The following is a 19,174-nucleotide window of genomic DNA, read 5'->3' on the forward strand; positions in this document are numbered from 1 at the left end:
GGAATCCCCCGGGGCGGTGGGTTCGGGTCAGGTGGTGGGGTCGGATTGGATGGTTTGGCAGGTTTCGACGAGGACGTCGGCGGCGAGGAGGCCGGATTCGTTGGCGGTTTCCCGGATCTCGGCGGACAGGGCGGGGTCGGTGGTGACCTTGCACAGGGCGATCTGGAGGGCTTCGCCGAGCAGGGCGAGGTGGCGGGCGATGGCGAGTTCGTCGGCGTCGGCGTTCACCTCGTCCAGGCCGACGGGCTGGGCGTCGGACTGGATGCGGTAGCGGCGCAGGGTGTCCTCGCCGAGGACCTTCATGAACTCCACCGACGCCGCCAGGCACCGGTTGTTGGCGACGCGGTATTCGGTGCGGTCGGAGACCCGCTCGATGAGCACCGCGGCGATGGTGGCCGCGGTGAACATGCCGTCGCACACCCGGGCGGGCGCGGCTTCCGGCGGGCCGGGTGGGGCGTCGGCCAGCCCGGTGGTCACCGCGTCGATCCAGCGGATGACCAGGTCGGTGCCGGAATGGTCGACGGCGCGGGCGGAAGGTTCCGCCCGGCGCCTGCGTCGCCACGGATTGCGCATCGTGTCACCCCTGTTCTGAGACGGACTTCCCGAGCACCGAATGCCGCTTGCCGTATGCGAAGTACACCACCAAACCCAGCGCCATCCAGACAATGAAACGCAGCCAGGTTTCCACCGACAGGTTCAGCATCAGCCACAGGCAGGCCAGGACCGCCAGAATCGGCAGCACCGGCACGAACGGGACCCGGAATCCACGAGGCAGATCCGGGCGGGTCTTGCGCAGCACCAGCACGCCGATGGACACCAGCACGAACGCGAACAGCGTGCCGATATTGACCATCTCCTCGAGCGTGCCGAACTCGATGAAACCGGCCAGCACCGCACACACCGCGCCGACGATGACGGTGATCCGCACCGGCGTGCCGCGGTTACCGGTGTGGGCGAGCCTGCGCGGCATCAGCCCGTCGCGCGACATGGCGAACAGCACCCGGGTCTGGCCGAGCAGCATCACCATGACGACAGTGGTCAGGCCGGCCAGGGCGCCGATGGAGATGATGTTCTTCACCCAGGTGGCGCCGTGGATGGCGAAGGCGGTGGCCAGCGTCGCGTCGTCACCGGCGAGTTCGGTGTAGGGCACCATGCCGGTGAGCACCAGCGACACCGCGACGTAGAGCACCGTCACGATCAGCAGTGAGCCGAGGATGCCGCGCGGCATATCGCGCTGCGGGTTCTTGGTCTCCTCGGCGGCGGTGGCGACCACGTCGAAGCCGATGAAGGCGAAGAACACCAGGCTGGCCGCGGCGAGCAGACCGTACCAGCCGAAGGTGCTGTTGCCCGCGCCGGTGAGGAACGAGAACAGCGACTGGTGCACGCCGCTGCCGCCTTCCCCCGGCTGGGACTCGGGGATGTAGGGGGTGAGGTTGTCGGAGCTGAAGTAGGTCACGCCCATCACCAGCACCAGCGCGATGACGCCGAGCTTGATGGCCACGGCCACCGCCGACACCCGCGAGGACAACTTGGTGCCGAGCGCGATCAACGTGGTGAGCACCGCGATGAGCAGCACCGCGCCCCAGTCGAAATCGACCGAGCCGATGTGCACGATCGGTGACCGTGAGCCCATCAACTCACCCAGATACTGCGACCACCCCTTGGACACCACCGCCGCGGCCAGCGCGAATTCCAGGATCAGGTCCCAGCCGATGATCCAGGCCGCCAGCTCACCGAAGGTGGCGTAGGAGAAGGTGTAGGCGCTGCCTGCCACCGGGACGGTCGAGGCGAATTCGGCGTAGCAGAGCGCGGTCAGCGCGCACGCGATGGCGGCGAAGACGAACGCCAGCGACACCGACGGTCCCGCCACATTGCCCGCGGTGCGCGCGGTGAGGGTGAAGATGCCCGCGCCGACGACGACGGCGACACCGAAGATGGTGAGGTCCCAGGCGGTGAGCTCCTTGCGGAGTTTCGAATCCGGCTCGTCGGTGTCGCGGATCGACTGCTCCACGCTTTTGGTGCGCCACAGCTGGCGGCGGCTGGTCGGTATCGCCACGGCGATCTCCTTCGTTCGAGGTCTCCAGGTGGTTGGTCAGTGGACGCCTTCCATATGCCTGCTCACCCAGGGTGAGAGGCCGGCGACAACCAGACCGGCGAGGATCGCGACCGCGCCGATGATGCCGAAGTAGGCGAACTCGTGTGCCGGATCGTAGTAGCGAGCGAGGGTCCCCGACATCGAGGTGCCGAGACCGACGGAAAAGAAGTAGAGCGCCATCATCTGCGCGCGGAACACCTCGGGTGCGAGCTGGGTGGTCACGGCCAGGCCGATCGGCGAGATCAGCAGCTCGGAGACGGCGAACACACCCATGATGAACAGCACCAGCAGGGCGGGCACGGCGCGGCCGGTGGTCTGCGACATCGGCGTGAACAACCAGAACGCCAAGCCCATGCCGATCACGCCGAGGGCGAACTTGCGCGGGGTGCTGGGCGCGCGGGAGCCGAGTTTGGTCCACATGAGCGCGAACAGCGGCGAGAGCGCGATGATCCAGACCGGTTCGACCGAGCCGATCCAGCTCGACGGCGCGGTCCAGCCGAAGATGTTCCAGTTCATCCGCTCATCGGAGTAGACGGCGAGCACGGTGAAGATCTGCTGGAACAGCGACCAGAACACCGCGTTGGCGATGAACAGCGGGATGAACGCGCGCACCCGGCTGCGCTCGACCGCGCTCACCTTGCGGTCGATCAGCATGACAACGAAGTAGATGATCGAGGCGACCGCGATGACGCCGGTGGTGACATCGGCCAGGTTGTCCAGCGTCACCAGGCCGGTGGCCGCGGCCACCGCGATGATCACCGCCGCGGCCGCCACCAGGCCGAGCACCTTGCCGACGGCGCTGCTCGGCAGCGGATCGGGCACCTGCCTGCCCGCGGTGCCGAGATTGCGCCGGAAGATCACGTACTGGGTCAACCCGAGCGCCATGCCGATGGCGGCGGCGCCGAAGCCGGCGTGGAAGCCCCACTCCCGTTGCAACAGACCGGTCAGCAGCGGGCCGACGAAGGCGCCGACGTTGATGCCGAGATAGAACAGGGTGAACCCGCCGTCGGTGCGCGGATCGCCGTGCGGGTACAGCGTGCCCAGCAGCGAGGACGCGTTCGCCTTGAGCGCGCCGCTGCCGAGCGCCACCAGCACCAGGCCCACACCGACCCCGGACAGACCGGGCAGCACGGCCAGCGCGATATGGCCGGCCATCACCACCACGCCGCCGTAGAAGACCGTGCGCTCCATGCCGAGCAAACGGTCGGCGACCCACCCGCCGAGCACGGTGGACAGATACACCAGGCCGCCGTACGCGCCGACGATGCCGACGGCGGTGTCCTGATCCATCCCGAGGCCGCCCTCGGTGGCCGAGTAATACAGGTAGTACCCGAGGATGGTCAGCATGCCGTAGAAGGAGAACCGCTCCCACATCTCGACACCGAACAGGTTGGTCAACCCGATCGGATGCCCGAACAACGTCCGCTCGGCGGGTGATTGCTCGGTCGTTACTGCATCGGACATGGTCAGACAATCCCACGTTCGGCCGGTGTTCACAGGCATCCACACCGAATTTGCATCGAACCGCGACGTCTTCGCGCGATTTGCGCTGGTGCCGGGATCGGGCACGACGCGCCGAGGTTGATTAGGCTCGGCTCCGGAACATCACACGCGTGGCGGATGCGGGCGGTCCAGCGGGACGACGAAGGCGGTGCGTTGATGACGGAAGTCGAAGTGACGGTGCCGGTGCCGATCGAGCAGGCCTTCGCGGCGCTGGCCGATGGCTGGTTGTACGCGAGCTGGGTGGTGGGCGCCTCCCATATCCGCGTGGTCGACCGCAACTGGCCCGCCGTCGGCACCCGGATCCATCACAGCGTCGGACTGTGGCCGCTGACCATGCAGGACGTCACCAAGGTCACCGCCGTCGACCCACCGCACCTGCTCGAGCTCGACGCCCACCTGTGGGTGATCGGCGCGGCCTGGATCCGGTTCGAACTCGACGAGCCGCAACCCCGGGTGACCAGGATCCGGATGTTCGAACGCGCCTCGCGCGGGCCGGGTGCCTTCATCCCCGGCTTCGCGCAGGATCTCGTGTTCACCCCGCGCAATCAGGAATCGCTGGACCGGCTCGCCCACTTGATCATCGGGCGCTCCGACGGCAAGAGCTGAACGGAAATTCCTCGGGCACCTTCGGCCAGGATCGCGTGGCACACCCAGGGCGTCACCGACTACCAGCAGATGTTCGACTGACGGCTCAGGCGATCGAGAGAGCGATGCCGTCGAGGATGTCGTGTTCGCTGACGATCAGTTCGGTGATGCCTGCGCGGCGGGCCAGTTCCTCGGCGAGCACCTCGGTGATGACGGCGCCGCCGCCGATGACGTCGACACGGCCGGGGTGCATGGGGCCGAGGGAGGCGCGTTGATCGTGGTTCATGGCGACGAGGCGATCGCAGACCTCGTGCAGTTGCTGCGAGGTCAGCCGGGTGAGATGCACGCGCTCGGAATCGTATTCGGGCAGATCCAGCGCGACGGCGGCGATAGTGGTCATCGTGCCGGCGACGCCGACCCAGGTGTGCGCCGAATCGACGGGCACATGGGTGAACGCCTCGGCGAGCCGTTCGGCGGCGAAAGCGCGTGCGGCGGTGATCTGTTCGGCGTCGGGCGGGTTGCCGGGCAGGCAGCGTTCGGTGATCCGGACGCAGCCGATGTCGGCGGAGTAGGCGGCGTGCACGCCGTCGCCGTCGCCGACCACCAGTTCGGTGGAGCCGCCGCCCAAATCGACGACGACGAATGGGCCTGCGTCAGCGGGCAATTCGCCGACCGCGCCGGAGAACGACAGGCGCGCCTCCTCGTCACCGGTGATGACCTCGGCCTCCGCGCCGGGCACCACGGCGCCGAGTTCGGCGCGGGTCATGGCGAAGAAGTCCTCGCGGTTGGCGGCGTCGCGGGTGGCGGAGGTGGCGACCATGCGCACCCGGGCGACCTGGTGTTCACGCATGAGCGCGACGTAGTCGGCGAGCGCGACGCGGGTGCGTTCGATGGCTTCGGGGGCGAGCCTGCCGGTGGCGTCGACGCCCTGGCCGAGGCGCACGATGCGCATCTCGCGGTGCACGTCGGTGAGTTTGCCGTCGGCACCGATATCGGCGATCAATAGGCGAATCGAATTGGTGCCGCAATCGACCGCGGCGACCCGGTCACTCATGACTGCTCCTCCGCATGCTCCAACCGCGGCCAATCCGCCGGGACCGCCGTCCCGCGCAACCCGTGCTCGGCCGCCAGCGCCACCGCCTCGTCACCGAGCGGATTGACGCCAGGGCCCTTGGCCAGCGAATGCGCGATCAGCACGTGCAGGCATTTGACCCGCTCGGGCATGCCGCCCCCGGTGAAGTCGGTGCCGAGCGGCTCGATGGCGTCACGTTCGGCCAGGTAGCTCTCGTGCGCGGCGCGGTATGCGGCCGCCAGTTCGGGGTCGGTGCCGAGGCGTTCGGTCATCTCGCGCATCACGCCCGCCGATTCCTGCCTGCTCGCCTCCGCCGTCAGCCGCGGATCGGTGAGGTAGTACAGGGTCGGGAACGGGGTGCCATCGGGCAGCCGGGGCGCGGTCTTCACCACCGCGGGCACGCCGTCGGGGGTGCGGTAGGCGATGGCGAGCACCCCGCGCGGGGTGCGGCCCAACTGCTCTTCGATGATCCGCAGATCCCGGTCGTCGGGTTCGGTCACCTGGGTCCTTCCGGGTTCGGCGCGGGCGCGGGCGGCGTCGTGGTCACCGGCGCGGGGTCGGGGGCGGGCTGTGGTTCGGACACGCTGCGCCACAAGCCGGTATACCAAGGGTCGGGTTCGCGCGACGGCGTGGTCGGGCCAGGGCGCGCGGGCGCTTCGATACCGGGAACCTGCACGATATACGGCGTTTCCCCGGGCATCACGAGCCGCAACCGGTCCTTGGCCTCGGACCGGATGTAGGCCGGATCCTGCTGCTGGGCACGGCGATCACGCAGCCGGGCCAGATCGTCTTCGAGCTGCCTGCGTTCCTGAGCCAGCTGCGCGGCCTCGGCGCGCTGACTGAAATAGGTGCGCATCGGCACCGCCAGCGTCAACGCCAGCGCGCACACCACCATCGCCAGGATGACCGCCTTACCGGTCGACAAGCCGAGGATGGTGCGTTCGGGCGTGTCCTTGCCCGCGGACTTCTTCTTGCGGGCGCTGATCTTGCGCGGTTCGGCCTTGTCGTCGGGACGCCGCCGCGCGGTGCGACTCGGCGCGGCGGCCCGGCCGTGCTGATCAGCGACGGGGCGGGAACGGGCGGAACGCGACGTGCGGCGGTCGCCTCGTCCGGCTGGACTGGTACCACGCGCACGTCGCTCCGTCATATCCCTACCCCATGTATCGCTGCTGTCAGTCCTCGAACGCGAAGCGCGGGAACGCGACGTCGCCCGCGTAACGCGCCGAATCACCGAGGGCGTCCTCGATGCGCAGCAGCTGGTTGTACTTGGCCACGCGCTCGCTGCGGGCGGGCGCGCCGGTCTTGATCTGACCACTGCCCACGGCCACCGCCAGGTCGGCGATGGTGGTGTCCTCGGTCTCGCCGGAGCGGTGGCTCATCATGGTCTTGTAGCCGTTGCGGTGGGCGAGCTCGACGGCGTCGAGGGTCTCGGTCAGGGTGCCGATCTGGTTGACCTTCACCAGCAGCGCGTTCGCGGCACCCTTGCTGATGCCCTCTTCCAGGCGCTCCGGGTTGGTGACGAACAGATCGTCGCCGACCAGCTGGATCTTGTCGCCGATCTGATCGGTCAGCGCGACCCAGCCGTCCCAGTCGTCCTCCGACAGCGGGTCCTCGATGGAGACCAGCGGGTAGGCGGTGAGCAGGTCGGCGTAGAACTGCGCCATCTCGGCGGCGGTGCGGACGTTGCCCTCGAACTTGTAGCCGGCGTCGGAGTAGAACTCGGTCGCGGCCACGTCCAGCGCCAGCGCGACATCGCTGCCCAGCTTCAGGCCGGTCTTGGCGATGGCGGAGCTGATCAGGTCCAGCGCCTCACGGGTGCCGGCCACGTCGGGGGCGAAACCGCCCTCGTCGCCGAGGCCGGTGGCCAGGCCCTTGGACTTCAGCACCGACTTGAGCGCGTGGTAGACCTCCGCGCCCCAGCGCAGCGACTCCTTGAAGGTGGGCGCGCCGATCGGGGCGACCATGAACTCCTGGACGTCGACGCCGGTGTCGGCGTGCGCGCCACCGTTGAGGATGTTCATCATCGGCACCGGAAGCACATGCGCGTTCGGGCCGCCGAGGTAGCGGAACAGCTCGAGGCCGGAGGATTCGGCGGCGGCGCGGGCCACCGACAGCGAGACACCGAGCAGGGCGTTGGCGCCCAGCCGCGACTTGTCGGGGGTGCCGTCCAGATCGAGCAGCACCTGGTCGACGGTGCGCTGCTCCACCGCGTCCAGACCGATGACGGCCGGGGCGATCTCGTCGAGCACACCCTCGACGGCCTTCTGCACACCCTTGCCCAGGTAGCGGTCGCCGCCGTCGCGCAGCTCCACCGCCTCGTGCTCACCGGTGGACGCGCCGGACGGCACGGCCGCCCTGGTCAGCGTGCCGTCGTCGAGGGCGATCTCGACCTCGACGGTGGGGTTTCCGCGCGAATCCAGGATCTCGCGAGCTCCGACCTGTTCGATGATGGCCACGAAAACGACACTCCTTCGGCTGCTGGCACGGTGGTTGCTGACGTGTTGGCCGTGCGCTGCGAGCCTAACGCCCACCGGGCTCAGCGAGTAACCGGCACTCCGAGTGCCCGGTGCGGGCGGTGCCGCGTGCGAGCGGCTCACACCCGCCGGCCCACGCTGTAGGCGGCGGCGCGGTCGCGCACGTCCATCATGTAGCTCTCGGAACGGTTGTAGGTGAACAGCGCCTTGGACCAGCCTTCGGGCGTGGTGAGCACGCCGCCGCTGTCGCAGAGGTAGCGGGCGGCGGTGAGGGCGGCGTCATCGATGCTGTGCGGGTCGATCACGCCGTCGCCGTTGGCGTCCACGCCCCAGCGCTTCCAGGTTTCCGGGATGAACTGCAGCGGGCCGACCGCGCGGTCGTGCACCGGATCGCCGTCGAGGGCGCCGTTATCGGTATCGGGGATACGCGCGACGCCCGGCGAGCCGTCCAGGGCGATGCCGATGATCGGCGGGGCGACGTTGCCGGTTTCGCTCACCTCGGAACCGCGGTAGGTACCGTGCTTGCTTTCCACGCTGCCGATGCCGGCCAGGGTGGTCCAGGCGATACCGCAGTCGGGTCGCGCACGCACCATCACCGCGGCCGCGTAGCCGTAAGCCTCCAGCGCGGGGACGGGGATGCGCAGGGTGTCGGAGAGATCGGCAGCCCAGGCGTTCAGCTGGACGGCGGTGCGGCCGGGGGCGTCGATATCGATCACCGGCAGCGGCGCGCCGGGCCCCGGCGGCAGTCCTTCCGGGATCGGCACCAGGTCGCGGTCGATCCCGCAACCGGCGAGCACCAGCGCGGCGAGGGCGGCGGCGATCGCGCCGGTCTTCTTCGAGAGCACCCTTCCATCATCCAGATCGGCGGAGGTGGGGGTGGGCGCCGCGCGGTGGGGTGGGTCACCCGGCCGCGCGAGGGGGCGTGCGGCGACAACGCGGCTCCCTCGTCCACGTTTGCGGCCGGGACTTGCGGCAATCCGGCAGACAGGTAGCCGAGTGGGCGAGGTGAGTTATGACCGATGACGTGGAGAAACGCTGGACCGACGAGGGCACCTACCGGCGGGCGGCGACGTATGCGCTGATGGTCATCGCGGCGGCTGCCGTCGTGTTCGGGATCACCGCGTTCTGGGCGAGCGCGCACTGCGGTGAGCACGAGCCGCTGATGTGCGATGGGCCCGCGCAGTCGGCGATTCTGATCGGGCCCACCGTGGTGGCGCTGCTCGGCGGGATCGGCGCGTTCGTGCAGACGCTGCGGCAGTGGCGCCGCGGCAGCAATTGGGTGATCTGGCAGGGCGCCGGGTGGTTCCTGTTCACGCTGACGATGTTCTACATCGCCATGGGTGCTCGGTCCATCGGCGCGACCTGAGCCGTCGCCCCGCGTTCCCACACCGCGGGTCGTTCGCGGCATCAGCCCGCCCCCAAAGCCACGACGAGCATCACCAGCCCGCCCAGGGTGCATAACAGCCCGATCAGGTTGGACCAGAACTCGACTCGCGCGATATTCCGGTGACGTTCGCGATGCTGGAAGTATCCGGAGGTCGGGATCCAGTCGCCGACGAAACAGAAATCCGCAGCGCGCCGGGCACGGGCGCCGATCAAGTGCGCCACGGCCCCCGTCAACAAAGCCACGACGGCAGTGACGCTGAAGATTGCGATACCCGCGACGGCGATGGAATGAGCCATGAAAACCCCCTGTGATCTCTGGTTCCTCCTCATTGTGGCAGGGGGGTACGACAAGTTCGGGCGGGCCGAAAGGTGCTCAGGTAGCGCATGTTCGGCGGTACGTGCCGGGTTGCTGCGTGGTGGGTGCAGACCCCGCGGAGCACCGCCGCCGGTTGGTGCAGGACCGCCCGGGCGGCGCACCGCGCAGTGGGTACAGGACCACCCAGCGGCGCATTACACGGCGGCCGCCGGACCGGGTGCATCAAGCAGTGGCCGCCGGCGGGTCACACTGGGCGCAGGGTCGCCGGGACGGGGCCGCGAAATGAATGCTGGAGGACAGAACGATGCCGTGCGGGGTGCTGTTTCAGTGCAGGAGTTCGCGGGTGGCCGTGTGGCCGGGTGCGGCGAGGATGGTCGCGGTCGGGCCGGATTCGACGGGGTGGCCGTGGTCGAGGACCAGGGTGTGCGGACAGTGGGCGGCGACGACGGTCATGTCGTGGGTGATGAATAGGAGGGCGGTGCCGCGGTCGGTGCGGATGCGGTCGAGCAGGGTCATGATGGCGTCGGCGGTTTCGTGGTCGAGGGCGGCGGTGATTTCGTCGCACAGTAGGACCGCGGGGTCGGCAGCCAGGGCGCGGGCCAGGGCGACGCGTTGGCGTTGGCCGCCGGAGAGTTCGTGCGGGTAGCGGTTGGCTAGGCCGGGGTCCAGGTCGACCGATTCCAGTAGTGCGGTGATCTGTTCGCGCAGTTCGTCTTTCGACGGGCGAGCGAACAGATTGTCTCGCACCCGCTTTATCGGTGCCGTCGAGAAACTCCCACGCCGGCGCGGTGCCGATGCGCGGCGATGGGAGTGCCGGCTCAGTGGACGGGCCAGCGTCTGCCCGACGGTGCGGCGCGGGTTGAGCGCGGATTTAGGGTTCTGCGTGACGAGCTGAATCCCGTTGCGCACGTGCCGATTCCCGCGTGATTCAGCGATCGGTAACGGCGTCCCATCCAGGTCGAGCGCCCCTGAAGCCTCCTGATGCAGCCCGGCCAGCACCCGCGCGAGCGTGGTCTTGCCCGCACCGGAGGCACCGACGACGGCCAGCGCGGACCCGCGACCGAGCGTGAAATCGATCCCGGTCAGTACCGGCTTCCCCTTGATCGAAGCGCACACGCTCTGCGCACGCAGGACGATCGGCTCGTCGCCGGAAACGGCGGCGGCGTCGCGGACCTGGCGCGCCGACACACTGCCCAGCTCGACGACCTGATCGGCGATCGAGTGCACGGTATCGGTGTCGTGACCGGTGAGCACCACCGTCACGCCGCTCGCCGCGATCCCGGCGATCACACCCGCGATCTCGGCCCGCAGCGCGGCATGCAGCCCGGCGAACGGTTCGTCCAGCGCCAGAACTTCGGTGCCACGCACCAGCGCACGCGCCAGCGCCACCCGCCGCTGCTGGCCGCCGGACAGCTCGTCGGGCCGGCGATCCAGATGCTCGGCGGACAGCCCGACCTGTTCCAGCGCCTTCGTCAGGGCCGCGGCGGAGCGATCGCGCGCGACTTCGGCCAGCAACGTCCGCACCCGCATGAGCGGATTGAGCGCCGAACCCGGATCCTGCCCGACATAGGCGATCCGGTCGCGCCGGAAAACCCGCAACCGCGCCTCCCGCAGCGCCAACACCTGCTCACCGGCCACGGTCACGGCGCCCTCCACACGCGCGTCCGCCTCCGGCAACTGCCCGAGCAGCAACCGCAGCAACGTCGTCTTCCCGCACCCGGACGGCCCGGTCAACGCGATGACGGCCCCTCGCTCGGCATGAAACGACACCGGCCCCAGCAACTTCTGCCCAGTCGACCCGACCACAACCACGCCGCTCACCACCACGGCTTCACCAGACCGCCCCCGCATCTCACCGGCCGCCTCCGCCCCGGCGCTCGGATCACGACCCGACCCGGCCTCCCGCCCCTCCGCAACCGGATCACCGTCCGACCCGGCCACCTGCGCGCCCGCAATCGCGTCGCCACCCGACCCGGCCGCCATAGCGCCCGCGTCCGGGTCGTCACGCAGCTCGGCCGCCCCCGCAACTGCGCTGTCACGCAACCCAATCCTCCCCGGGCGTCCAGTCGCACCACCAGGCAACGCAGCGGTTCCTGTGCCGCCAACCGAATCGTCGCCCAGCGCCGCCAGCCCCGAGCCATCCCGCAGGCCAGCCGCACCCGCACGACCCACTGCACCATCGCTCAGCCCAGAGCCACCCGCGCCACTGCCCGAATCAGCTCGCAGCCCAACGACTCCCGCCCCCAGGATCGCGTCATCGAACAACCCTTTGCTATCCGAGCTCGCTCTCACCACGCCTTGGCGCCCACTACCTCCGAGCGCACCGCTGAATGCCGCCGCCGTGCTCGGCGCATCACCCCGGCCGAACTCCGACACCGCGAGGTTCACGCTGACGGCGACGATCGCTATGGCCAGGCTCGGGGCCAGTACTGCCCAGGGGTTCAGCAACAGCCCGGAGGCGTTGTCGCGGACCATGACGGCCCAGTTGGTGGCGCCGAGGGTGGTGGGCAGTTGCAGGAAGGAGGCGGTGGCGACCAGGTAGACGCCGGCGACGAAGCGCAGGCCGAGTTGGGTGGCGAAGATCTCGCGCAGGTTCGGCATCATTTCGCGGAAGACGAGGTGGGGCAGGGTTTCTCCGCTGGCTTGTACGACTTCGATGTAGCCGCTGGCGGCCACACCGGCTGCGGCGGCGGCGAAGACGCGGGCGCAGTAGGGGGCGCCGAACAGCAGGGCCAGCACGATCAGTCCGGGCACGCCGGCGTCCGGCCAGGAGGTCAGCACCAGCAGGATGCCGAGGACGGCGGGCAGCAGGATGACGAAGTCGGTGCCGAGTTCGATCACCGCGCCCACCCGCGGCCGCAGCGCCGCCACCGCGCCGAGCACGCTCGCCACCACGGTCACGACCACCGCGATCACCGCGGCGGTCAACAGCAGACCCCAGCCGCCGTACAGCAGCCGGCTCAGCACATCCCGTCCCAGCCGGTCGGTGCCGAGCCACGCGTTACCACTCGGCGCGGCAAACGGAATGCCGACCGGCTGCTCGGCCGCACGCGCGGCCAGACTCGGGCCCAGCACCGCCAGCACGACCACCACCAACGCCGGCGCCACCGCCGCGATCCGGCTCAGATTCCGCACCGCATCACCGCCAGAACTCGCAAACACCGAGCCGACCGCGCCGTTCGACCTCGCCGACCGCTACCGCTCCGGAGCGGGCCCGGTCCTGCTCACCGGTCGCTCTCCGAACCCCGCACACACAGCCAGGCCGCCGCACCGCTGAAAGGAACGATGCCCCTGCGCCCGCACGACGAGCCACTCGGCGCGCCAGACCCGATGCACTTCCCAGCCGGCGAATCGAGCCGGCCGCACTTCCCGCCACGCCGAGCGGACCGATGCGTTCCGCGTGGCCACAGGCACTACTCCCTGATTCGCGGCCGAGGTCGCGCGCGAGCCCCTCCCCGAGCCAGGCGGCCGCCCTCACATCCGCCCCCGCAACGACCACGCCCGCACCGCGTCGGCGGCCGCCAGCATCACCATGATCACGACACCCGTCAACGCCACCACCGCCGCCATCAGCGCGGTATCCCGGTCGGCCACCGACGCCGCGAGCAGCGCACCCAGCCCGGGATAGTTGAAGATCGTCTCCACCACCAGCGCACCGCCGAGCAGCATGCCGACGGTGGTGGCGAAGCTCGCGACGATGGTGGGCAGCGCGAAGGGCAACACATGGCGGGCGAGCACGGCGCGCTCCGGAAGTCCGTCCAGCACCGCCGTTTCCACGTGCGGCAGGCGCGAGGCGTCGGCCAGTGCCGCCCGCACCACCCGGGCATTCCAACCGATCTGCGGGATCGCCAGCGCGAGCACCGGCAGCACCAGCATGTCCACCGAGGCCGGGAACCCGGAACGGCCGGTGATGGTCACGGCCGGCAACCAGCCGAGGGCCAGCGAGAACACCAGGATCAGCAGCGTCGCCACCACGAATTCCGGCACGGCGACGGCGGTGGTCGTGCTCGGTTGCAAGACGCGACCGAGCACGCCACGCGGGCGGATCGACCACCACGCACCGAGGGCCAGCGAGGCGGCGATCGTCACGGCGAAGGCGATGCCGCCGAGCAGCAATGTCTGCGGGAAGGTGTCGGCGAGCAGTTCGCTCACCGATCTGCCGCGCGCGGTCTGCCCGAAATCACCAGTGAGCACTCCGGCGAGCCAGTCGCTGAAGCGCACCGGCAGCGGACGGTCCAGCCCGAGTTCGCGTTCCTTCGCCGCAACCGCCGCCTCGGTGGCCTCGCGGCCGAGGACCGCGCGGGCGGCGCTGCCCGGCAGCAGATCGACCGCCGCGAACACCGCCGCCAGCAAGACGATCAGCAGGGCGACGCGGCGGATCAGCAGGCGAGCGAACCGGCTCACGACAACCAGGCGCGTTCCAGTTGCACCCGCGCGAACCCGCCGAGCGTCGGCAGATCGTGGGCCCTGGTGGTGGCGATGTCGATCCCGTCGGCCATGCCCCACACCAGATAACCGCCGCGCTCGTGCTGGATGCGCTGGAGTTCACGCGCGGCCGCGGCCTGGTCGGCCTCGTTCTGCGCGGCCAGCGCTTTCGCCGTGGCGGCGTCGAAAGCCTGGTCGTGGAAAGCGGTTTCGTTGCGATTGGAACCGCTCGACATCAAGCTGTTGGCGAAGAACAGCGTGGAATCGTTGGTGCCCCAGGAGATCGTGTAGAACGGCGCCAGCAGCCAGGTCTGGTCGTAGAAGGTGTTCGGCTCCTGCGTCACCACCTCCACTTTCAGCCCGATATCGGCCAGCTGGGTGGCGATGACCTGCGCCGACTCCACCTCGCCCGGCGCCTCGGCCTTGGTGGCCAGCGGATAGGTGCGTCCGGTGTCGAATCCCGCCTCGGCCAGCAGGCTCTTCGCACGGTCGATATCGCGGGTGCGCTGGGCGATGGTCGTGTCGTACAACGGGTCCGCCGTGCCGAGAATGTCATTGGCGACGGCGCCGTAGCCGGAATGCACCTGATCGACCAGCGCGCCCCGATCGACGCCGAGCCGCACGGCGGTACGCACCCGGGGATCGGCGAACGGCCCGTCGGACGTGCGCATGGCCACCCCGACCACGGTGTCGTTCGGGCGGCGCACCACCTGAAGGTCGCCGCGTCCGGCAGCACTGCGCCCGGCGATGGCACCGACATTGGACGCCAGGTCGATCTGGTTGCCGAGTACCGCGTTGCCGAGCGCGGTGACGCTGTCGAACATGGTGACCTCGATGGCGTCGAGCAACGCGGGCGTGCCGTGCCAGCGGTCGTTGCGCACCAGACGTGCGGTGCCGCCCTCGTAGGATTCGAAGCGGAATGGTCCGGTGCCGTTCGGGTGGGTGAAGTCGGTGGTGTCCTTTTTGACGGTGAACGTCATCAGGCGCACGAGCAGCGGGATCTGCGAATTGGGCGCCGGCGTGGCCAGCACGATGTGGCCGGGGCCGTCGGCGGTGATGTCTTCCACGGCCGCAGGCATTTTCGACGGGCCGCCCTGCTCCCGCAGCCGGCGCAGCGACCACACCACGTCCTCGGCGGTCACCGGCGATCCATCGTGGAAGGTGGCGCCCTCGGCGAGGGTGAATCGCCAGCGTTTGCCTTCGGCGTCGGGTTCCCAGGCAGTGGCCAGTCGCGCGGCCACGGTGGGGTTCGCGGCGGGGACGGTCAGCGGGTCGTAGACCAGTGAGGCGATGAGGAAATCGCTGTCATTGCTCAGGTTGGCGTGCGGATCACGTTCCAGGCGCGCGGGCGTGCCGAGCGCGCCGACGCGCAATGTGCCACCCGGACGCGGCGGGCCGGCCGATTCGGTGCCGGTCGAACACGCCGCGGCCAGCAGCACGGCCCCCACGCCCACACCCGACCGCAGCAGCTGCCGCCGATTCAAACCCATTGCGCCGCCTTCCCTACCGAACACACCCACCCGTCGACCCCTGGAGAAATCACCCAGGGAAGGCTAGCCTAATCGTGTTCTACGTCTCTCGGCGGTCGATGCGCGAATTGGGTGATACCGCCCACTAGCTGCGCCTCGGCTCGGTTATGCTACATCGCTATCCAATCGCCAAAGTTAGGTAAGCCTTGCTCTAGCTCGAGGGAAGCACTAGCTTCGCAGTTCGAATCGTCACCACTCGCTTTTCGACCCGATGCGAAGAAGGGAATACCCTGGTGAAAAGCGTTCTCTCCGAACGTAAGACGCTTCACCCCCAGATGATCGAACGACGCGAGTTCCCCCCGGCCGCCGGACGCGCGGTGCGCGAGCTCGCGCGTGTGATCGGCGCCACACTCGACTATCCGGGCGGCAGCGCGCAGGCAGCGCGCACTCTCACCGACCCGGCGCTCGTCGACCAGGTGCAGGCCCGCGTCCACGAGTTACCCGCCGTCGTGCGCCACACCATGCGCGCACCGGCCACCGCTGCGGGCGCCGTCATCGTCAGCCGGTTGCCACTCGACGACGCCGAATGCGGCCCCACCCCACCCAGCTGGCGCGAAGCCGCACTGTGGAGCGGGGATTCGAGCGTGCGCTCGTGTTCGCTGGAACTCGATATCGTGATGCTGCTGCTGGCCCGCTGCGCCGGCGAGCCGTTCGGCTGGCAGGGCCAGCAGGACGGACGGCTGGTCAACAACATCGTCCCGGCGGCCGGTCACGAGCACGAACAGTCCGGGGCGAGCAGCAAAACCCTGCTCAGCCCGCATACCGAAGACGCCTTCCATCCCGGCCGGGCGCACCTGCTGATGCTGTCGTGCCTGCGCAATCCCGACCGTGTCGGCACCACCGTGTCCTCGGTGCGACAGGTCGAACTCAGCGCGCGGCAGCGGCGACTGCTCAGCACACCGGTGCTGCCGATCCTGCCCGACGTCTCCTACGGCTCCGGCTACGATCGCGCGACCGCAACCCCGGTGCCCACGCTGTGGAGCGCGAGCGAAAACGACTGGGAAACAGACGATCTGACGATGCGCTACGATCCCGCCTACACCCCGCTCGACGACGCCGATCCGGACTACCGCGCCGCCTACGCCCACTTCACCGACGAGCTCGAACGCGTCTGTGTGACCGCCGCGCTCGAACCCGGCGAACTGCTGCTGGTGGACAACGACGTCGCCGTGCACGGGCGGGTGCCGTTCACCGCCCGCTACGACGGCACCGACCGCTGGCTCAAACGAGTGAACATCCGGTTACCCGAACGTCGCCGCCGCGCCGCCGAGGCCGGAGAGAATGGGTACGGACAGCTATTGGTCCGCCCATTCCGGGCGGCCGGACCGGAAACGGTTCCGGCGGAAGTAGAGCGGGACGGCACAGCAGATGATCGAGGATCCTTTGAGCACGCGTGATCGAGTCACCCCGCTGCGGGTGCTGAGCCGAAGCGATCTCGCCGACGTGCCGATTTCACCGTCGGCCGTGGTGCGTGCGGTGGAAGACGCCTATCTCGCCTTCGCGGCGGGAGATTCGGATAATCCGCGTAAGTTGAGCGTCGCCAATCCGGATGGCTGGTCGGTGGCCTACGCCATGCTCGGGCGCGACGGGCGTCGCCGGGTGGTCGCGATGAAGACCTCCTACAAGTTCGATCCCGGGCACGACCGCAGCACCAAGCGCTACTACACCACCATCACCCTCTACGACGACACCACCGGTGCGCCGATCGCGATGATGGACTGCGCGCGCGTCGGTGCGCTGCGAACCCCGGCGGTCTCGGCCCTGCTGGTGCGCGAAACCGCCCGCCGCGACGCCGATACCGTGCTGCTCATCGGCACCGGGACCCAGGGTCGCAACGCGCTGCCGCACCTGCTGGCCGCGAATCCGGGGCTGCGCAAGCTCATGCTGTACGGCACGCATCCCGAGGGCATCGAGGCGGTGCACCGGCAGCTGGCCGAGCATCATCCGCACGCCATGCTGGAGACCGTCGCCGATCCGCGCGAGGCCGCCGCCGTCGCCGATGTGGTGCTGGCGACGGCGGGCCCCGGCACCGAGGTCGCGCTCGAATCCGGTGATCTGAAGGCGGGTTCGGTGGCGGTGCTCGTCGGCTACGGGCTGGCGCCGTCCACGCTCAACGACGCCGACCGCGTCGTCGCCACCAGCGCCGCGCAAATGGCGGTGACCGGCACCGATATGGCTGGCCCGGACGGCGTGCTGCGCCCGGTCGACGCCGAACTGCCGCAGATCCTGAGCCGTCGCGCGGTGGCCAGGCGCTCGGAGGAAGAACGGATCTTCGTCTACAACAGCGGACTGGTGCTCACCGATATCGCCGTCGCACACGCGCTCGCCGAGCGGGCCATCGCGGAAGGCAGGGGTACCGAGGTGCCGCTGTGGGATTGACGGAGACCGATGGGGCGGCCGCGCCCGGCGCCACGTGCACCAGCGCTGCCGCAGGCGGGATCATGGCGACGCCGCTGCCCGCTCATCGGGACGAGTGGGAGCAGCGGGTTCTCGACGATCCGAATCTGCTGGGCGACATCGCCTTTGCCGTTGGCGGTCCGTTCCACCTCATGTACCCGGCGCGGGTCACCGAGAACGTGCGCGGTTTCCAGCAGGCATTCGCTGACGCCGGCGTCGATGGTTTCGTCTACTTCGGCAAGAAGGCGAACAAGGCCGCGTGTGTGGTGCGGGCGTGCGCGGAGCAGGGCGCGGGCGTCGACGTAGCGAGCACCGTGGAGTTGACGGCGGCGCTGGCACAGGGCGTGCGCGGGCCGGAGCTGATGGTCACCGGTCCGGAGAAGTCCGATGACCTGCTGTGGCTGGCGGCCCGGCACGGTGCGCTGATCGCCGTGGACAGCGTCGGCGAGCTCGACCGGATCGCCGCGCTCGGGCTAGAGGCCCGGGTCCTGCTACGGGTGCTGCCACCAGCCTCCGCCAGCCGCTTCGGGATGACCGAGGCCGAAATCGAGCACGCGCTCACCGCTTCGACGCAGCGGGGATCAGTCCGGCTGGAGGGCTTCAGCTTCCACCTGTCCGGCTACGATCCGGTGCCGCGCGCCGAACTCGCGGCCGATCTCGTCCGCCGCTGCCTGCAAGCCCGCACGCTCGGCCATCCGGCGAGCACAATCTCCATCGGCGGCGGGTTCGGCGTGGATTATGTGCCCTCCGATAGATGGGCGGAGTTCTCCGGCGAGGTGAGCCGGCGCTGGTTCCACACCGGCAAGAAATTCGACAGCTACTACCCGTACCACTGTCCGGAGCCGGGCCCCGCCATGCTCACCGCGATCCTGAACCGCGACGGTTTGGCGGGCCGGTTGCGCGACAACGGCATCCGGCTGGCCATCGAACCCGGCCGCGCCCTGCTCGACCGGGCCGGCAGCACCGTCTTCCGGGTGCAGGGCAGCAAGACCCGGCTCGCACACGGACACCCCTACCGCATCCTGACCGTGGACGGCAGCAGCCTGAGCTTGTCCGAGCAGTGGTTCGACAGCGAGTACCTGCCCGATCCGGTGCTCTGGCCCGCGCGCGCAGGCACGGTCACGCCCACCGTGGTCGGGGCCGCGACCTGCCTGGAATCGGACATGCTGAGCTGGCGCCGGATCCCGCTGCCACGCCCGGCCGAACCCGGCGACCTGCTGATCTACCCGAACACCGCCGGTTACCAGATGGACTCCAACGAGTCCGCCTTCCACGAATTACCGCTCCCGCCGAAGGTGGCGCTGCACGACGCGCCCGGCGGGAGATACCGCTGGACGCTCGACCCGCACTGATTCGCCACGCCCAGACACATCGACCCCGGCGCGACGCCGG

At 69.4% G+C, this 19,174-nt stretch carries 17 protein-coding genes; 5 read left to right on the forward strand and 12 right to left on the reverse strand.

Annotated features, from left to right (window positions below; genetic code table 11):
- Nucleotides 1-27: 27 nt before the first annotated feature.
- Genes NOCYR_RS29820 through NOCYR_RS23165 form a run of 3 tightly spaced genes read right to left on the reverse strand, consistent with a single transcriptional unit; the run spans nt 28 to nt 3,559 of the window.
- Nucleotides 28-573, reverse strand: coding sequence for a hypothetical protein (locus NOCYR_RS29820; protein WP_014352847.1), 546 nt, complete (start codon nt 571-573; stop codon nt 28-30).
- 4 nt (nt 574-577) lie between these two features.
- On the reverse strand, nt 578-2,056 hold the full coding sequence (locus tag NOCYR_RS23160; RefSeq protein ID WP_014352848.1) for an amino acid permease: 1,479 nt from the start codon (nt 2,054-2,056) through the stop codon (nt 578-580).
- 36 nt (nt 2,057-2,092) lie between these two features.
- Nucleotides 2,093-3,559: a peptide MFS transporter gene (locus tag NOCYR_RS23165; protein WP_048833635.1), complete on the reverse strand. Its 1,467-nt coding sequence runs from the start codon at nt 3,557-3,559 to the stop codon at nt 2,093-2,095.
- 195 nt (nt 3,560-3,754) lie between these two features.
- On the opposite strand from NOCYR_RS23165, the gene NOCYR_RS23170 reads away from it, so the two are divergent.
- Nucleotides 3,755-4,204 carry an SRPBCC family protein gene (locus tag NOCYR_RS23170; RefSeq protein ID WP_048834404.1) on the forward strand — a complete coding sequence of 150 codons (450 nt, stop codon included), beginning with the start codon at nt 3,755-3,757 and terminating at the stop codon, nt 4,202-4,204.
- A gap of 85 nt (nt 4,205-4,289) precedes the next feature.
- Here the strand turns inward: NOCYR_RS23170 and NOCYR_RS23175 are convergent, their stop codons facing one another.
- The 5 genes from NOCYR_RS23175 to NOCYR_RS23195 all read right to left on the reverse strand — a co-directional run bounded on the left by NOCYR_RS23175 (nt 4,290) and on the right by NOCYR_RS23195 (nt 8,574).
- The gene (locus NOCYR_RS23175; protein ID WP_014352851.1) at nt 4,290-5,237 is read right to left on the reverse strand and encodes a Ppx/GppA phosphatase family protein; all 948 of its coding nucleotides are present in this window, start codon (nt 5,235-5,237) and stop codon (nt 4,290-4,292) included.
- A complete protein-coding gene (locus tag NOCYR_RS23180) occupies nt 5,234-5,755 on the reverse strand; it encodes a DUF501 domain-containing protein (RefSeq protein WP_014352852.1) in 522 nt (173 codons plus the stop codon). The genes NOCYR_RS23175 and NOCYR_RS23180 overlap by 4 nt, the downstream gene beginning before the upstream one ends.
- On the reverse strand, nt 5,752-6,402 hold the full coding sequence (locus NOCYR_RS23185; protein ID WP_014352853.1) for an FtsB family cell division protein: 651 nt from the start codon (nt 6,400-6,402) through the stop codon (nt 5,752-5,754). The genes NOCYR_RS23180 and NOCYR_RS23185 overlap by 4 nt, the downstream gene beginning before the upstream one ends.
- A 25-nt stretch (nt 6,403-6,427) precedes the next feature.
- Nucleotides 6,428-7,711: a phosphopyruvate hydratase gene (gene eno, locus NOCYR_RS23190; protein ID WP_014352854.1), complete on the reverse strand. Its 1,284-nt coding sequence runs from the start codon at nt 7,709-7,711 to the stop codon at nt 6,428-6,430.
- Between the two features lie 137 nt (nt 7,712-7,848).
- A complete protein-coding gene (locus NOCYR_RS23195) occupies nt 7,849-8,574 on the reverse strand; it encodes a lytic transglycosylase domain-containing protein (protein ID WP_014352855.1) in 726 nt (241 codons plus the stop codon).
- Nucleotides 8,575-8,741: 167 nt separating this feature from the next.
- Between NOCYR_RS23195 and NOCYR_RS23200 the strand changes: the two genes are divergently transcribed.
- Nucleotides 8,742-9,095, forward strand: a complete 354-nt coding sequence (locus NOCYR_RS23200) for a hypothetical protein (protein ID WP_014352856.1) — start codon at nt 8,742-8,744, stop codon at nt 9,093-9,095.
- Between the two features lie 41 nt (nt 9,096-9,136).
- On the opposite strand, the gene NOCYR_RS23205 is transcribed toward NOCYR_RS23200, so the two are convergent.
- From NOCYR_RS23205 to NOCYR_RS23225, 4 genes are all read right to left on the reverse strand, one after another.
- Nucleotides 9,137-9,412, reverse strand: coding sequence for a hypothetical protein (locus NOCYR_RS23205; protein WP_014352857.1), 276 nt, complete (start codon nt 9,410-9,412; stop codon nt 9,137-9,139).
- A 343-nt stretch (nt 9,413-9,755) separates the two neighbouring features.
- Complete coding sequence (locus NOCYR_RS30650; protein WP_231855985.1) at nt 9,756-12,566, reverse strand: ATP-binding cassette domain-containing protein; 2,811 nt, start codon at nt 12,564-12,566, stop codon at nt 9,756-9,758.
- 339 nt (nt 12,567-12,905) lie between these two features.
- Nucleotides 12,906-13,835 carry an ABC transporter permease gene (locus tag NOCYR_RS23220; RefSeq protein WP_014352859.1) on the reverse strand — a complete coding sequence of 310 codons (930 nt, stop codon included), beginning with the start codon at nt 13,833-13,835 and terminating at the stop codon, nt 12,906-12,908.
- Complete coding sequence (locus tag NOCYR_RS23225; RefSeq protein ID WP_014352860.1) at nt 13,832-15,346, reverse strand: ABC transporter substrate-binding protein; 1,515 nt, start codon at nt 15,344-15,346, stop codon at nt 13,832-13,834. Before NOCYR_RS23225 ends, NOCYR_RS23220 begins: the two co-directional genes overlap by 4 nt.
- Before the next feature lie 314 nt (nt 15,347-15,660).
- Between NOCYR_RS23225 and NOCYR_RS23230 the strand changes: the two genes are divergently transcribed.
- The 3 genes from NOCYR_RS23230 to NOCYR_RS23240 are packed head-to-tail and all read left to right on the forward strand — an operon-like array spanning nt 15,661 to nt 19,134.
- Entirely contained in the window at nt 15,661-16,782 is a 1,122-nt protein-coding gene (locus tag NOCYR_RS23230) for a TauD/TfdA family dioxygenase (RefSeq protein WP_014352861.1), read from the forward strand.
- Complete coding sequence (locus NOCYR_RS23235; RefSeq protein WP_175587194.1) at nt 16,754-17,764, forward strand: ornithine cyclodeaminase family protein; 1,011 nt, start codon at nt 16,754-16,756, stop codon at nt 17,762-17,764. The genes NOCYR_RS23230 and NOCYR_RS23235 overlap by 29 nt, the downstream gene beginning before the upstream one ends.
- Nucleotides 17,761-19,134 (forward strand): alanine racemase, encoded by a 1,374-nt coding sequence (locus NOCYR_RS23240; RefSeq protein WP_014352863.1) that lies wholly within the window; start codon nt 17,761-17,763, stop codon nt 19,132-19,134. Before NOCYR_RS23235 ends, NOCYR_RS23240 begins: the two co-directional genes overlap by 4 nt.
- The last annotated feature ends 40 nt before the right edge of the window (nt 19,135-19,174 follow it).

It is taken from the genome of Nocardia cyriacigeorgica GUH-2, assembly GCF_000284035.1.
GTDB classification, from domain to species: Bacteria; Actinomycetota; Actinomycetes; order Mycobacteriales; family Mycobacteriaceae; genus Nocardia; species Nocardia cyriacigeorgica_B.

Bases quoted from the DNA above. Each gene is read 5' to 3' on its own strand.
- NOCYR_RS23170 (WP_048834404.1), top strand. From the start codon at position 3,755: ATGACGGAAGTCGAAGTGACGGTGCCGGTGCCGATCGAGCAGGCCTTC.
- NOCYR_RS23200 (WP_014352856.1), top strand. From the start codon at position 8,742: ATGACCGATGACGTGGAGAAACGCTGGACCGACGAGGGCACCTACCGG.
- NOCYR_RS23225 (WP_014352860.1), bottom strand. From the start codon at position 15,346: ATGGGTTTGAATCGGCGGCAGCTGCTGCGGTCGGGTGTGGGCGTGGGG.
- NOCYR_RS23230 (WP_014352861.1), top strand. From the start codon at position 15,661: ATGATCGAACGACGCGAGTTCCCCCCGGCCGCCGGACGCGCGGTGCGC.
- NOCYR_RS23185 (WP_014352853.1), bottom strand. From the start codon at position 6,402: ATGACGGAGCGACGTGCGCGTGGTACCAGTCCAGCCGGACGAGGCGAC.
- NOCYR_RS23165 (WP_048833635.1), bottom strand. From the start codon at position 3,559: ATGTCCGATGCAGTAACGACCGAGCAATCACCCGCCGAGCGGACGTTG.
- NOCYR_RS23175 (WP_014352851.1), bottom strand. From the start codon at position 5,237: ATGAGTGACCGGGTCGCCGCGGTCGATTGCGGCACCAATTCGATTCGC.
- NOCYR_RS23235 (WP_175587194.1), top strand. From the start codon at position 16,754: ATGATCGAGGATCCTTTGAGCACGCGTGATCGAGTCACCCCGCTGCGG.
- NOCYR_RS29820 (WP_014352847.1), bottom strand. From the start codon at position 573: ATGCGCAATCCGTGGCGACGCAGGCGCCGGGCGGAACCTTCCGCCCGC.
- NOCYR_RS23205 (WP_014352857.1), bottom strand. From the start codon at position 9,412: ATGGCTCATTCCATCGCCGTCGCGGGTATCGCAATCTTCAGCGTCACT.